This window comes from Blautia coccoides (genome assembly GCF_034355335.1).
In the GTDB taxonomy this organism is placed as follows: domain Bacteria; phylum Bacillota; class Clostridia; order Lachnospirales; family Lachnospiraceae; genus Blautia; species Blautia producta.
In genome coordinates this window covers 4,855,001-4,870,000 of sequence record NZ_CP136422.1, presented here as the reverse complement: position 1 = coordinate 4,870,000, position 15,000 = coordinate 4,855,001, and the positions used below count along the sequence as shown (strand labels likewise).

The following is a 15,000-nucleotide window of genomic DNA, read 5'->3' as shown; positions in this document are numbered from 1 at the left end:
AGAATACGTTAAACGTAAAGATAGAGACGAAAACGAGGCGCTGTAGAAATACAGCGAAGAGTAATAAAGTAACAAAAACCAAGCAACAACCCAAGCCGTCAGGTACCAACGCTATGGTATCTGGTAAGGCCAAGCAAGAAAGAGCGCAGGGTGGATGCCTTGGCACTAAGAGCCGATGAAAGACGTGATAAGCTGCGAAAAGCTTCGGGGAGGAGCAAATATCCTATGAGCCGGAGATATCTGAATGGGGAAACCCACATGAGCAAACCTCATGTATCCATACGCCAATCCATAACGTATGGAAGGGAACCGGGGGAACTGAAACATCTAAGTACCCCGAGGAGAAGAAAGAAAACTCGATTTCCTAAGTAGCGGCGAGCGAACGGGAAAGAGCCTAAACCGTCATGCGTGCATGGCGGGGTTCGGACTGCATAATTGATCTGTTGAGGATAATGGAATGGTTTTGGGAAAGCCAGCCAGAGAGGGTGAAAGCCCCGTACATGAAATCCAAGACAGCATGGCAGGATCCAGAGTACCACGAGACACGAGAAACCTTGTGGGAATGAGCGGGGACCACCCCGTAAGGCTAAATACTCCTTAGTGACCGATAGTGCATAGTACTGTGAAGGAAAGGTGAAAAGGACCCCGGGAGGGGAGTGAAAGAGAACCTGAAACCCTGTGTTTACAAGCTGTGGAACCTCTTTATATGAGGGACCGCGTACTTTTTGTAGAACGGTCCGGCGAGTTGTGCATACTGGCAAGGTTAAGCGTCTAAGACGCGGAGCCGTAGGGAAACCAAGTCTGAATAGGGCCAGAGTCAGTATGTGCAGACCCGAAACCGGGTGATCTATCCATGTCCAGGTTGAAGCTGCCGTAAGAGGTAGTGGAGGACCGAACGCACATCCGTTGAAAAGGGTGGCGATGAGGTGTGGATAGGGGAGAAATTCCAATCGAACCCGGAGATAGCTGGTTCTCCTCGAAATAGCTTTAGGGCTAGCCTCGGCACAGATTCATGGAGGTAGAGCACTGAATTTCCTAGGGGGCGTCAAAGCCTACCGAAGAATATCAAACTCCGAATGCCATAGAATTGATTGCCGGGAGTCAGACTATACGAGATAAGTTGGATAGTCAAAAGGGAAAGAGCCCAGACCTCCAGCTAAGGTCCCAAAGTGCGTGTTAAGTGGAAAAGGATGTGGGATTTCAAAGACAACCAGGATGTTGGCTCAGAAGCAGCCACACATTCAAAGAGTGCGTAATAGCTCACTGGTCGAGAGGTCCTGCGCCGAAAATGTCCGGGGCTAAAACACGACACCGAAGCTGAGGAATGACATAGTCATTGGTAGAGGAGCATTGCATGTGGGAAGAAGCAGTACCGTAAGGAGCTGTGGACTGCATGGAAGAGAGAATGCCGGAATGAGTAGCGAGAACAAGGTGAGAATCCTTGTGGCCGAATATCTAAGGTTTCCAGGGTAAAGCTGATCTGCCCTGGGTAAGTCGGGGCCTAAGGCGAGGGCGAGAGCCGTAGCCGATGGACAACAGGTTGAGATTCCTGTACTGCGATATGACAGAACTGTGGGGACACGTGTGGAGAGCACAACCCGGGAATGGTATCCCGGGGCAAGCGAGGTAGGAGTCACATAGGAAAAACCGTGTGGCAATCCGAAGACGTGATGCGGACCGAACTAAAGTAGGGAAGTGTGTGAGCCATGCGTCAAGAAAAGCCGCTATTGTTCATATCGTACCCGTACCGTAAACCGACACAGGTGGATGAGGAGAGAATCCTAAGGCCGACGGAAGAAGCATTGCCAAGGAACTCGGCAAAATGACCCCGTAACTTCGGGAGAAGGGGTGCCAGGGAGACCTGGCCGCAGAGAATAGGCTCAAGCAACTGTTTAGCAAAAACACAGGTCTATGCGAAACCGAAAGGTGAGGTATATGGGCTGACGCCTGCCCGGTGCTGGAAGGTTAAGAGGAGATGTCAGGAGACGAAGCATTGAATTTAAGCCCCAGTAAACGGCGGCCGTAACTATAACGGTCCTAAGGTAGCGAAATTCCTTGTCGGGTAAGTTCCGACCCGCACGAAAGGCGTAATGATTTGAGCGCTGTCTCGGCAATGCATCCGGTGAAATTGAAGTACCAGTGAAGATGCTGGTTACCTGCGCCAGGACGGAAAGACCCCATGGAGCTTTACTCCAGTTTGGTACTGGGGTCCGGTATTGCATGTACAGGATAGGTGGGAGGCTAAGAAGTGGTGACGCCAGTTGCCATGGAGCCACTGTTGGGATACCACCCTTGCAGTATTGGGCTTCTAACCAGCCGCCGTTAACCGGCGGTGGGACAATGCCAGGCGGGGAGTTTGACTGGGGCGGTCGCCTCCGAAAGAGTATCGGAGGCGCCCAAAGGTTCCCTCAGAATGGTTGGAAACCATTCGCAGAGTGCAAAGGCAGAAGGGAGCTTGACTGCGACACCGACGGGTGGAGCAGGTACGAAAGTAGGGCTTAGTGATCCGGTGGTATTAAGTGGGAATGCCATCGCTCAACGGATAAAAGCTACCCTGGGGATAACAGGCTTATCACTCCCAAGAGTTCACATCGACGGAGTGGTTTGGCACCTCGATGTCGGCTCATCGCATCCTGGGGCTGTAGTAGGTCCCAAGGGTTGGGCTGTTCGCCCATTAAAGCGGTACGCGAGCTGGGTTCAGAACGTCGTGAGACAGTTCGGTCCCTATCCGGCGTGGGCGTAGGATATTTGAGAGGAGCTGTCCTTAGTACGAGAGGACCGGGATGGACGGGCCGCTGGTGTACCTGTTGCAGTGCCAACTGCATGGCAGGGTAGCCAAGCCTGGAAGGGATAAACGCTGAAGGCATCTAAGCGTGAAGCCCCCCTCAAGATGAGATATCCCATTCATAAAGAAGTAAGACCCCTTGAAGACGACGAGGTGGATAGGGCAGAGGTGGAAGTGCAGCAATGTATGGAGCTGACTGCTACTAATCGGTCGAGGGCTTGACCTGAGCACGAAAGTGCAAACGGCGGGTTTGAAAAAAGGTTTTTGTGTTTTGTATATGCGGTTTTGAAGGTACGGTGTATCAGTGTATCTATTCCTCCTTAGCTCAGTCGGTAGAGCATGCGGCTGTTAACCGCAGTGTCGTTGGTTCGAGTCCAACAGGGGGAGCTTTAAACTCCGTAAACAATTATGTTTGCGGAGTTTTTTGTTGTACAGAAAATTTAAATTAATATTTCCTAATACAAATAAAAAGACCAGCTGGGGGCTGGTCTTTTTGGAGAAGGTATTTCTTCTTATGGGGTGTAGCAAAAACTATATAATGTATTGGGGGTAATTTATTTATACTATATTTCGACAGATAAGTGTCAACAAAATTTCAAAAATATCCGGATAGAAATTGTGTAGTTTTAAAAACAGAGAAAATTCATTGTAGAATTAGACCGGAAAACGGATGTTATCCGCTGGTTCATTATGCAATCTGAAGGCTGAAGGTGTGACTCCGTACCGCTCCCTGAAAAGTTTTGTAAAGTAGCTGGGACTTTGGAAACCGCATTGATTGGCGATTTCTATAATACTGTTACTGCTCTCTGTAAGAAGATGCACAGACATGGCCAGTCTGTACTGCTCAAAATATTGGGTGGGTGTCAGGCCAAGTACCTTCTTAAAATCTCTCTGGCACTCCCGCTTACATATATTTGCCTGAGCTGCCAGTTGTGTAACGCTGACAGACTCCTGGAAATGGCTATGGAAGTAATCCAGCATCCGTTTCACACGTTCCATCAGAAAAGAGGCCCTGGTCTCCCCCTGTTCTAGATGTCCCTTGTTATGTCTGAGAAGGAGAGTAAAGACATTGGTCAGTAAGCTTCGTACGGTAAACTCATAGAAATCCGGTTTTCTTTTACACACAGTGATAGCGTCTTTTATGGAAAGGGATGCTTCTCTCTGCCAATCCGTGTCCCTACGAAAGACAAAGCCTGCCATGGATGGGCAGTGCATGAGCGGAAGCATATATTTCTCGTAAAGTATGCTTCCAACATCTCCGTAGATCAGGCGAGGATGAAATACAATGTCGCTTTCTTCATAGGGAATGCCCGGTTCCTCAAAAAAGGCATGGGGAATACCTGTATTGATAAAGAGAGCATCTCCTGCACAAAGAAGAAAACGCTGATTTCCCACAGAACACTGCAGGGTCCCTCTGCTCAGATACACCAGCTCGATTTCTTCATGCCAGTGCCAGGGCACATCGCCCTGGTTCGCCCCGCTGTAATACCACGCACAAGGGAAGGCCAGGCTCCCATGATTCAGTAGTTCTCTGCCTTTTTCATCAACACGTATGGGATTGCTAATCATTTTTCACCTCAGGATATTTTAGTCTGTCGTTTTTCTTATAGTATAATACGCAATCTTTATGGAAGCAATCGGCAATTTGAAGTATAATATGCCAAGATACAGAAAAGTTACGGTTCGCAGCCACCGTTTAAGGAGGCGCTTTTCTTAAGAGAAGAATTGCACTTTCGGGAAAGGATGGACTGTAAACTGGATTTTAGACATAAGAGGAGTATATAGGGTATGGCATCATTGTTATTGATCATTATTTATCTGGCATTTATCAGTCTGGGACTTCCGGATTCCCTTCTTGGATCTGCATGGCCCAGTATGTATCAAGAATTGGGGGCGTCTGTCTCCTGGGCTGGTATGATCACTATGATCATAGCTGCAGGGACAATTGTTTCCAGCCTCGCAAGTGATTATCTCACCCGCAGACTGGGAGCCGGAAAAGTTACTGCTATCAGCGTGGGAATGACTGCTGTGGCATTATTTGGTTTTTCTATCAGTAATTCCTTCTGGCTTTTATGCCTTTGGGCTGTGCCCTACGGATTGGGAGCGGGAAGTGTTGACGCGGCGCTCAATAATTTTGTGGCGCTGCATTATCCCGCCAGGCATATGAGCTGGCTTCATTGTATGTGGGGATTGGGAGCCAGTATTGGACCTGTAGTAATGGGATGGGCTGTGACGGGAGGATTAAAGTGGAACGGCGGATATCTGACCATTTCCATTATGCAGGTGGCTTTGACTGCAGTCCTGATTTTTTCGCTTCCGCTTTGGAGGAAGATGCAGAAATCCCATGCAGGTAAAACAGAGAATGGTTCGGAAACCTCCGAAAAGATTCCGGGCCGGCACTATACATTGCCACAGCTTGTAAGGCTGAGAGGGGTAAAGGAAGTGCTGATCTGTTTTTTCTGTTATTGTGCTCTGGAGAGCACGGCAGGTATCTGGGCAGCCAGCTACTGCACCTTATATCATGGAATCAGCCCGGAGCGGGCAGCACGCTGGGCAAGCCTTTTCTATATGGGAATCACAGCAGGCCGGTTTGTGTGCGGGTTTATCACTATGAAAGTGAATGACCGCAACATGATACGCCTGGGACAAGTGGTAACTGCCGTGGGTATTGTCTGTATTCTTCTTCCTGTTGGAGGTACGGTGCTCTTTGCAGGATTGATTTTGGTTGGCTGTGGGTGTGCGCCCATTTATCCTTCCATCATCCATGAGACACCTGCCAATTTTGGAGCTGATTTAAGCCAGTCAGTCATTGGAGTCCAGATGGCAGCCGCTTACGTGGGAACCTGCCTGGTTCCGCCCCTGTTCGGGCTTATTGCGCAGTATATAAATATTGGACTTTATCCGGCATTTATGGCAGTTATCTTGGTACTAATGGTAATCATGTCGGAAAAGCTTCATATTGCTGTGGGACAAAAGAATGCAGGATTCTGTACTGCTGAGGAGAATTAAAAAGAAATTGTGTATAAGGAAAAAGACCAGCGGGGGAGCTGGTCTTTTTGGAGAAGGTATTTCTTCTTATGGGGTGTAGCAAAAACTATATAATGTATTGGGGGTAATTTATTTATACCTTATTTCAAGGAAAAAGTGTGAACAAATATTAAAAAAATTCACTGCTGAAATTGTGGAATTTTAAATGTGGTGAAAATTTGTTGTAGAAAAAGACTGGAAAAAAGTGGAAGATTGTAATTTCGTTATGCAAAATGGGAGAAGAGCAGACATCTGCTGGTCCAGGAAAGCAGCCTTTGAATAGTTTTCCGACAGCAGCTTTGTATAATGCCGGAGATATATGGATACTTGTATATAATTAGAAAATCGGTTATACTTCAAGCAGATGAATTTCTTATATTTCCCAAATGGAAGGCGGATACGGAGAAAGAGATAGAATAGAAAGCGGAAGTTACTTTGGACCGAGTGACAGCGCCTGGGAAATGTCTGAAAGAATAGCGAGCAGTTATTGAGGGAGAGATTATGGTAAGAACAGTTGTGAGAGACACTTTTTTTCTGAGTCAAACATCGGAACCTGCCGGCAGGGATGACGATGAGGTGGTAAGGGATTTGCTGGACACACTACAGGCTAACAGGGAGCGGTGTGTAGGGATGGCGGCCAACATGATCGGCATTAAAAAAAGGATTATTGTGGTCAGTGCAGGCGAGGCAGACCTGGCTATGCTGAATCCGGTGATAATTAAAAAATCTATGCCATATGACACGGAAGAGGGATGCCTTTCCCTGGAGGGAAGCAGAAAGACCAGACGGTATGAAACTATAGAGGTAGAATACAGGGACCGGGATTTTAAGCGATGCAGACAGCGTTTCAAGGGATGGACCGCGCAGATCATACAGCATGAAATAGACCATTGTGATGGGATTGTAATATGAGACAATAAGAGGTGATGGAGCAGAGAGCTTCACTTGAGGGAAACATACAGCAGCCAGGCAGAGCCTCGTAAGTATACACAAGGAGGAGAATATCATGGAACGGGATTTGAGACCAGGGGATATTGTAAGGAATTTTAAAAGAGAAACAGTGCATCCGGACAGTGATTTATATTTGTATCAGATTCTTGCATTTGCGACGCATTCTGAGACAAATGAAAAACTGGTGATCTATCAGGCACTATACCGCCCGTTTGGAGTATGGGCCAGGCCGTACGAAATGTTCATGAGTGAGGTGGACAGAGAAAAATACCCGGAGATCAGTCAGAGATACCGGTTTGAGAAGATAGAAAATTGAATATTGCTGCCGGAACTGCCGCTTGGTAAAAAAGACCAAAGCGGCAGTTTTTTTATTATGCAGAAGATTTCCAATTTCCCTATGGGACAAAAGGTTTTCCGGATGGACTGTACTGAGACTCACTGCGGATTTTCAGGGGAGTATTATGGAACTTCTGCTTGAATTTCTGTACAAACATCTGGTAGTTGGCAAAACCGTTTTTTTCCGCAATATAGAATACCGTATAATCCGTTGTAAGCAGATCGGTATAGGCGTGTTCCAGGCGTATACTGGTAATGTATTCGGTGAGCGTTATCTGAAGCGCTTTTTTGAAAAAGCGGGACAGATATGCCGGGGTTACAGATATTAGCTCTGCCAGATCATGTAAGGTTATAGGTTCCGTATAATGTTCGTTTATATAGTTAGTGATGGAGGAAAGCCTTTCATAGTATTTAAATTCGTTGGTGTGGCGTTTTACCTCCTGAGGGACGGAAAAGGCAGAGTACAGGGTATAGACGAAGTCATACAAAAGGCTCATGACTTTTCCGTGATAAAAGGCGGGTTTATCCCGGTAGAAACAAAAACAGGAATACAGCGTATTCTTCAGATGGATCAATGCCTTATCCTCTTGCGGAGTCAGATTTTGGCAGGAGGAACGGGGCAGTTCAAAGGAATAGCTGCCGGGTTCTGCTGTGCACTGCTTTAAAAACTGACAGGGGAGCTGAAGGACGTAAGCAGTAGTCTCGGCAGTTTCCGAAATAGTGGAATGGATCACATTGCTGTTGAAAAGGATCATATCTTCCGGATATACAGTGATCTGCTGCCTATTGATATTCACAGTGAGACTGCCGGTCAGAAGGTAAATGATTTCAATATCATCATGAAAATGAGGCAAAACATAAGTCGGTTTTTGGTCATTGCTGTAAAAGAGGCGCAGGGGAAGCCGGGCATCCGTAATGACCACTTCATGTTGAAAGGGTTCCTCTTTTTTGTTTTTCATAGATACGCACCTCCTGATAAGCTAACTCCATACTAATCAAAAAATGGATAAAAAACAATACTTTTCCGGAAGAAAAGCAGGATAGATTTCAAAAAAAAGAAAAGATATAATTAGTATACCAAAAGCAGAAGCGCAGCCTGGCTAGTAGCGAAACAGGCAGAGGATTCAAAATGCGGATGAGATTGTTTGTAGAAAAATGGAGGGATCAGAGGATGAGTCTTACAATAACGGAACTGCTGGTTGAATACATGGAAAAACCGATTGGGCTGGATGAAAAATCCCCCCGGTTTTCCTGGAAATTAGAGTCAGATCTAAGGGAGACCCTGCAGACTTCCTGCCGGATATTTGTCTTTAAAGAAAAGGAAAAAGAACCGTACTGGGATTCTGGGGAAATGTATGTCAGGGAATCAAGAGGCATTTCCTACGCAGGAAGAGAACTAAAGCCGTGTACCAGATACCAGGTGCGAGTGGAAGTGTGCGATGATCATGGGAGAAAGACAAAGGCAGAGACATGGTTTGAGACGGGATTTTTAGACGGGAGCCTGAAACCCTGGGAAGGGGCGCAGTGGATCAGCGCGCCTAGGTTCCATGTGGCTGCGGACACCAGAGGGGTATTTGTGATAGAGAGCAGGTTCCGCCTTGAAGCAGGGGCTAAAAGAGCAGGGATTGTATTTGGTGCTAATGATTTCCGCCTGCTGGATAAAACGAAAAATGAATTGGGACTAGAAGGGGAAAATTATATCCGTTACCAAATATGCCTGGAGGATAGCAAAAAACCGCGGCTGGACATCTTCCGGGTAGGATATGCGCAGGAAGACAAAAGCCATGTGCCATTTGCGTCAGCATCCCTTGATCATATTCTCACAGATGAGAACAAATACAATTTCCATACACTTAGGGTAGTTGTGGACGGCAATAATGCTGCTGCCTATCTGGATGATGTCTTAGCAGACGCGGTGGAGAAGGAAGAACCATTTGGCAGACAGATTCTGGGAAGAATGCTGAATCCCAGAGGGGTTAATGATGTTCTTACATATCCAAGACTGAATGAAATCGGATTTTACGCGGGCAAAGGAGACACCGCGTATTTTGAATACCTGACAGTGAAAAATATGCGCACACCGGGGCGGATCTATATAAAAGAGACACCCCAGGGAAATCTGTACGGAGAAAAAAATTTGTTTGAGGGATTGATCCCTGTGGAAAACGGATGCTTTAAGCTGAAAGACTGCCAGATAACCCAAGATCCGTCAAATACCGGCATACCTATGCTCAGATCTGTCTTTCAGGTGGACAAAGAGAAGAAAGTAGAGCGGGCGAGGCTTTATATAACTTCCAGAGGAATCTATCACTGCCGCATTAACGGGAAGGAGATTACAGAACGTCTGTTGAATCCGGGGCTTACTCAGTATGACAAAAGAATCAATTACCAGACCTATGATATCACGGACAAGCTTCGGCCCGGAAGGAACGGAGTTGGTGTAACCATCTCCTCCGGCTGGTGGTGTGACGCGCAGACCTTTGTTGTGAAGAATTATAATTATTTTGGTGACAAAGAGGCACTGCTGGCAAAAATAGAGGTGACTTATGAGGACGGCAGCAGGATCATTGCAACAACTAACACAAAAGAGTGGAAATATTTTGGAGATGGACCTTACAGATATGCAGGCTTTTTCCTGGGAGAGCAGTACGACGCTGCAAAAAAAGATATTTACACAAGTTATTCCCTCCCTGATTTTGATGACAGTAAATGGGAACCACCGGTTACAGAAAAGCCGGAAAAAATAGAAGAACTGCGCACCATGCCTCCTGGGTTTGGCCGCACGTGGCCCGCAGTAAATGACAGGGAACCGGAACTTATAGGCGGATATGATGCCCCTGTATATATAGTAGACACAAAACAGGCACAGACATGCACAGAACTGGAAGGCAATGTTTTTCTTTATGACCTGGGACAGGAGATGGCGGGCGTACCCCGCATCCGGTTTTGTGAAAAGCCCGGAACGAAGATTGTGATCCGTTATGCAGAGGTACTCTATCCACACATGCCGGAATACGCCGGTAATGAAGGAAAGATGATGCTGGAGAACTACAGGGATGCCACCAGTACAGATTTATATATATGTAGTGGTGAGGATGAGGGGGAAATATATCAGCCCCGCTTTACATTCCATGGATACCGCTATATAGAAATCAGCGGCGTAGAGAATCCTCCAAAACCACAGGAGGTGGAGAGCCTGCAGTATTCCTCTGTCAAAAATTTTGAGGGGAGTTTTGAAAGCTCCAACAGTCTTTTAAACCGTTTTACGGAAAATGTGCGCTGGTCACAGTTGTGTAATTTCATCAACATCCCCACAGACTGTCCCCAGAGAAATGAACGGATGGGATGGGCAGGGGATACCCATGTGTTCTGCCGTACTGCGCTGCAGAACAGCAGCCTGAAACAATTTTATGAGAGGAATCTTCAGGCTATGGAAGACCTTCAGACACCGGAGGGACAGTACCCGGAGATTGCACCTGTGGGCGGCGGCTTTGGAGGTATTACATATGAATGTGCTTCGATTTTCATTTCATGGGAGTTATACCAGCAGTACGGTGATGTGCGCACGCTGGAAAGATTTTATCCGGGAATGAAAAAATACATGGATTACATGAAGGATAAAGGCCTTCCCGGAAAAGGTGATGCTGTAAAAGTAGGCCCTCTGGGAGACTGGCTGGCCCCGGAGGAGACAGACCTGCAGCTTCTCTGGAATGCTTTTTATTATAGAGAAGCAAAGATAATGGAAAAAATCTCTGCAATACTGGGAGAAAAGACAGCAGCAGAGGAGTACAAAATGCTTGCGGATACATGCAGACAGTTCTGGAATGAGACATTTGTGGACCGGGAGACAGGTATGACCAAAACTATGGAGGGAAAGATCTGCGACAGCCAATGTTCCTATGTTCTGGGATTGGAATACGGACTCATGGAGAACTGTGACGCAGCAAAAATGCATCTTCTCAGAAAAACCAGGGAAAGAAACCACACGGTAGGCACAGGCTTTTTCGGCACCGGACTTTTAAATCAGGCGCTGAGTAATATGGGGGCTGATGAAGATGCCTATAAACTCATGCTCCAGACTGGCTTTCCCTCCTGGCTGTATCCGGTGACCCAGGGAGCGACAACTATATGGGAACATTGGGATTCCTATACACAGGAAAAAGGATTCGGGGGGCAGAACGCAATGAATTCCTTTAATCACTATTCTCTGGGAAGCGTGCTGTCATGGCTATACAGCTATGTGCTGGGAATCCGCAGGGAGGAGGATAGACCGGGATATGAGCATTTTATATTGCAGCCTGTGATAAGGGAACTGGAGTATGCAGCAGGCAGTGTATCCTCACCGTATGGAGTCATTGAGAGCAGTTGGAGAAAAGAGAAGGAACAGATTATCTATAGCTGTAAAATCCCGGTCAACACATGCGCTGCACTGATCCTGCCGGGAATGCCGAAACAGGAGCTGGGGTCAGGAACGTATGAATTCAGGATACCCGTCTAAAGGAAGCAATAGCCTATAGCATAATATCCGCTGTTTTGTTACAATATGAGTGAAAGCGTGTCTGCCTGAATGCAGATTGCCGGAATGAGTTTCGGATACATTCTAAGGCGGCAGAAAGCGAGGCGGCATTTTATGAAATATATTGCAATTATAGAAGATGACATTCCTATCGGTGATATGGTAGAAGCTATTTTGAAAAAGGAAGGATACGGAGTGCTCCGTGCGTATTCAGGGACTGAGGCACTGCTCCTTTTGTCACAAAGGCATCCGGATCTGATACTGCTGGATCTGATGCTTCCGGGGCTGAGCGGGGAGGAGATCCTTCCGAAGCTTTCCGGGATCCCCGTTATTATAGTCAGTGCCAAGGCAGGGATTGACGATAAGGTGAATCTTTTGCTGGAAGGTGCTTCTGACTATATCACAAAACCTTTTGAAACAAAAGAATTGTTAGCCAGGATAACTGTGCAGCTCAGAAATGGTTCCGTTTCGGCTAAAAATACAGAATTGACGTTTGAGGAGCTGCGTCTCAATACAGAAACATATCAGGTTTCGGCAGACGGCATGACTGTCCGTCTGACAAAAACGGAGTTTGCCGTTTTAAAACTGCTTATGCAGAACCCTTCCCAGGTCATTACAAAGGCACGGATACTAGATCTGATCAGTGAAGATACACCGGACTGCATGGAAAGTTCCCTGAAAGTCCATGTGAGCAATCTGCGGAGAAAACTCAGGGAGATAACAGGAAAAGATTATATTGAAGCTGTATGGGGAATTGGATTTAAAATGCGTGAACAATGAACGGGCAGTATCTTTACGGTTTCTTAACTTTTTTCTTAACCGCTCTCTTAACCATGTCGTGCTATTATGGCTGTATCAAATAAAGGAGGCACTGATATGGACTATGTTTTGAGTACAGAGAATCTTTCAAAACAATATAAGAACTTCAAAGCTTTAAACAGACTTTCCATGCATGTGGAAAAAGGAGCAATTTATGGATTTATAGGTAAGAACGGAGCAGGAAAGACGACCCTCATCCGTCTGATCTGCGGACTGCAGAATCCGACTTCCGGAGAATACACAATTTATGGGGAAAAGTATACATCCCCCAATATTCTTAAAGTTCGCCGGAGAATGGGAGCTGTGGTGGAGACGCCGTCTATTTATCTGGATCTGACAGCAGAGGATAATCTGCGCGAGCAGTATGCGGTCCTTGGACGTCCATCCTATGATGGGATCAGAGAATTACTGGAATTAGTAGGCCTTTCGGATACAGGAAAGAAAAAAGTAAGGAATTTTTCGCTGGGAATGCGACAGCGTCTTGGGATTGCCATAGCGCTTGCCGGCAATCCGGATTTTCTGGTGCTGGATGAACCGATCAATGGTCTGGATCCCCAGGGTATCATCGAGATACGGGAATTGATCCTGAAGCTGAACCGGGAATACAGGATCACGGTATTGATTTCCAGCCATATTTTGGACGAACTTTCCCGGCTTGCGACGCATTACGGATTTATTGACAGCGGAAGAATCGTAAAGGAAATGACTGCAAAGGAACTGGATGCTGCCTGCAGGAAAGGGATACACATAGCAGTATCGGATATACAGGCTCTCAGCCGTGTACTGGATGAAAGGAAAATGGAATATGCTGTTGCTTCAGAGCATGAAGCCGATGTTTTTGGTGAGTGGAATGTGACGGACCTTGTGCAGGCTTTGGCAGAACAGGGGTGTACAGTGTATAAGATCACAGAGAGAGACGAAAGCCTGGAGAGCTATTATATCAATCTGATCGGAGGTGGCAGCCATGAGTAAACTGCTGCGTGCAAATTTTCTGCGCCTGCGAAAGGATAAATATTTCTGGATCGGTATGATCGCCATGATACTGTATGGCGTCATCGACAGTGTTGGACAATACCGGAATTTGAAAGTATATGATATGAGTGTTACATTTGACACCGTGTTTTTTGCCTCTCACATTATAATAGGAATGCTGATCTCGGCATTTGTCAGCCTCTATGTGGGTACGGAATACAGTGATGGAACCATCCGCAATAAACTGATGGTAGGGTGCAACAGAAGGGATATTTATCTGTCAAACTTTATTACCTGTGCGGCCGCAGGTGCGTTTATGAATTTTGCCTATATGTTTACGGCATGTATTACCGGAATCCCTCTCTTTGGTTTTTTTGAGATGGAATGGCAAAAGGCAGTTGTATATGTGCTGGACGGTCTGCTTATGGTTATTGCTCTTACAGCGATTTTTTCCATGCTGTCTATGCTGAATCAGAATAAGGCATTGGTGGCTATCATCAGTATGGTGGGAATCTTTGCTCTTTTGTTTTTGTCTTTATATATTACTATGAAATTGGGAGAACCGGAATTTTTTGACGGGGTCACTATGTCAAAGACAGTGGGGGATACAGTCACGCAGACCATTGAGAAAATCCCTAATCCCATGTATCTTAGCCCGTCACAGAGAAGTGTCTATCAGTTTTTGTTTGATTTTCTTCCTACTGGTCAGGGGATACAGATTTCAGCGGGGGCGGTTACACATCCATGTGCATCAGGTCTTTATTCTGTTGGGATAACGATAGTTGTCAGCCTGGTTGGGATATGGGGATTTAACAGGAAAGATTTGAAATAAGGAGAGAATTATGCTATATCTGCTTGGCTTTTTATGTGCAGCTCTTGTTGTATGGAACGGGATTTTACTTATAAAGATTGCAGGAATGCGCAGGGCGGCAGATGAAATATGCGCGGAAGTTGACTCCAGGCTGGGCAGGGATACGAATGTGGGAATTGATATTACTATTTCTGATGATAAGATGCGCCGTCTTGCCGCTGAGATTGACAGGCAGATGCGAAGGCTGCGTAAAGAACATATACGCTATTTGCAGGGAGACAGAGAGCTGAAAGAAGCTGTCACCAATATCTCCCACGATCTGCGCACGCCGCTTACGGCAATCTGTGGGTATATGGAACTGCTCGAGCAGGAAGAGGCAACGGAAAAGGTACGTGTATACCTGGCAGTGATTCAGGAGCGGATCGACACCATGAAGCAGCTTACAGAAGAATTGTTCCGGTATTCTTTGGTGGTCTCAGCAAATCAATATGAAGAGAGAGAGTCTGTGGATCTGAACAGAGCAATTGAGGACAGTATCGCCGCTTATTATGGCGCTCTGAAAGAGGCGGGGATCACTCCAAGAATCCTTATTCCAAAGGAAAAGATTACGCGGCAGCTAAATAAGGCTGCCCTTTCTCGAATACTTGCTAATGTGATCGGCAATGCAGTTAAGTATAGCGATGGGGATTTGGAAATCACACTTTTGAAGAACGGGCATATTGTATTCAGGAATCATGCCAAAGAAATGGATCAGGTTTTGGCGGAACGTCTTTTCGACCGTTT

At 46.4% G+C, this 15,000-nt stretch carries 10 protein-coding genes, 1 tRNA gene and 1 rRNA gene (1 of these 12 running past the window's edge); 10 read left to right on the top strand and 2 right to left on the bottom strand.

The features are described 5' to 3' along the window. The first annotated feature begins 127 nt into the window (after positions 1-127). Together BLCOC_RS21850 and BLCOC_RS21845 are read left to right on the top strand one after the other, a co-directional pair. A 23S ribosomal RNA gene (locus tag BLCOC_RS21850) occupies positions 128-3,011 on the top strand. Positions 3,012-3,099: 88 nt separating this feature from the next. Continuing rightward, positions 3,100-3,172 (top strand) — tRNA-Asn (locus tag BLCOC_RS21845). Between the two features lie 267 nt (positions 3,173-3,439). On the opposite strand, the gene BLCOC_RS21840 is transcribed toward BLCOC_RS21845, so the two are convergent. Then, positions 3,440-4,354 carry an AraC family transcriptional regulator gene (locus tag BLCOC_RS21840; RefSeq protein WP_115623362.1) on the bottom strand — a complete coding sequence of 305 codons (915 nt, stop codon included), beginning with the start codon at positions 4,352-4,354 and terminating at the stop codon, positions 3,440-3,442. A gap of 219 nt (positions 4,355-4,573) precedes the next feature. Between BLCOC_RS21840 and BLCOC_RS21835 the strand changes: the two genes are divergently transcribed. The 3 genes from BLCOC_RS21835 to BLCOC_RS21825 all read left to right on the top strand — a co-directional run bounded on the left by BLCOC_RS21835 (position 4,574) and on the right by BLCOC_RS21825 (position 7,079). After that, a complete protein-coding gene (locus BLCOC_RS21835) occupies positions 4,574-5,794 on the top strand; it encodes an MFS transporter (protein ID WP_115623361.1) in 1,221 nt (406 codons plus the stop codon). Positions 5,795-6,313: 519 nt separating this feature from the next. Next, a complete protein-coding gene (locus BLCOC_RS21830; protein WP_029467965.1) occupies positions 6,314-6,724 on the top strand; it encodes a peptide deformylase in 411 nt (136 codons plus the stop codon). Positions 6,725-6,818: 94 nt separating this feature from the next. Continuing rightward, positions 6,819-7,079, top strand: a complete 261-nt coding sequence (locus BLCOC_RS21825; RefSeq protein WP_029467966.1) for a DUF1653 domain-containing protein — start codon at positions 6,819-6,821, stop codon at positions 7,077-7,079. A 79-nt stretch (positions 7,080-7,158) separates the two neighbouring features. On the opposite strand, the gene BLCOC_RS21820 is transcribed toward BLCOC_RS21825, so the two are convergent. Further along, complete coding sequence (locus BLCOC_RS21820; protein WP_115623360.1) at positions 7,159-8,058, bottom strand: AraC family transcriptional regulator; 900 nt, start codon at positions 8,056-8,058, stop codon at positions 7,159-7,161. A 212-nt stretch (positions 8,059-8,270) separates the two neighbouring features. Here BLCOC_RS21820 and BLCOC_RS21815 point away from each other — a divergent pair, with 212 nt between their 5' ends. The 5 genes from BLCOC_RS21815 to BLCOC_RS21795 form a co-directional block, all read left to right on the top strand. Next, positions 8,271-11,597, top strand: a complete 3,327-nt coding sequence (locus tag BLCOC_RS21815; RefSeq protein ID WP_165907345.1) for an alpha-L-rhamnosidase — start codon at positions 8,271-8,273, stop codon at positions 11,595-11,597. 132 nt (positions 11,598-11,729) lie between these two features. Continuing rightward, positions 11,730-12,395, top strand: a complete 666-nt coding sequence (locus BLCOC_RS21810) for a response regulator transcription factor (RefSeq protein WP_115623358.1) — start codon at positions 11,730-11,732, stop codon at positions 12,393-12,395. 96 nt (positions 12,396-12,491) lie between these two features. Continuing rightward, complete coding sequence (locus BLCOC_RS21805) at positions 12,492-13,406, top strand: ABC transporter ATP-binding protein (RefSeq protein WP_018597310.1); 915 nt, start codon at positions 12,492-12,494, stop codon at positions 13,404-13,406. Beyond that, positions 13,399-14,238 (top strand): ABC transporter permease, encoded by an 840-nt coding sequence (locus BLCOC_RS21800; protein WP_018597311.1) that lies wholly within the window; start codon positions 13,399-13,401, stop codon positions 14,236-14,238. The genes BLCOC_RS21805 and BLCOC_RS21800 overlap by 8 nt, the downstream gene beginning before the upstream one ends. Positions 14,239-14,248: 10 nt before the next feature. Beyond that, positions 14,249-15,000, top strand: the 5' portion of a protein-coding gene (locus tag BLCOC_RS21795) for a sensor histidine kinase (protein ID WP_115623357.1). 139 nt of this gene lie beyond the right edge of the window; only the first 752 of its 891 coding nucleotides appear in the window; it begins with the start codon at positions 14,249-14,251; its stop codon lies beyond the right edge, outside the window.

Bases quoted from the DNA above. Each gene is read 5' to 3' on its own strand.
- BLCOC_RS21840 (WP_115623362.1), bottom strand. From the start codon at position 4,354: ATGATTAGCAATCCCATACGTGTTGATGAAAAAGGCAGAGAACTACTG.
- BLCOC_RS21835 (WP_115623361.1), top strand. From the start codon at position 4,574: ATGGCATCATTGTTATTGATCATTATTTATCTGGCATTTATCAGTCTG.
- BLCOC_RS21830 (WP_029467965.1), top strand. From the start codon at position 6,314: ATGGTAAGAACAGTTGTGAGAGACACTTTTTTTCTGAGTCAAACATCG.
- BLCOC_RS21825 (WP_029467966.1), top strand. From the start codon at position 6,819: ATGGAACGGGATTTGAGACCAGGGGATATTGTAAGGAATTTTAAAAGA.
- BLCOC_RS21820 (WP_115623360.1), bottom strand. From the start codon at position 8,058: ATGAAAAACAAAAAAGAGGAACCCTTTCAACATGAAGTGGTCATTACG.
- BLCOC_RS21815 (WP_165907345.1), top strand. From the start codon at position 8,271: ATGAGTCTTACAATAACGGAACTGCTGGTTGAATACATGGAAAAACCG.
- BLCOC_RS21810 (WP_115623358.1), top strand. From the start codon at position 11,730: ATGAAATATATTGCAATTATAGAAGATGACATTCCTATCGGTGATATG.
- BLCOC_RS21805 (WP_018597310.1), top strand. From the start codon at position 12,492: ATGGACTATGTTTTGAGTACAGAGAATCTTTCAAAACAATATAAGAAC.
- BLCOC_RS21800 (WP_018597311.1), top strand. From the start codon at position 13,399: ATGAGTAAACTGCTGCGTGCAAATTTTCTGCGCCTGCGAAAGGATAAA.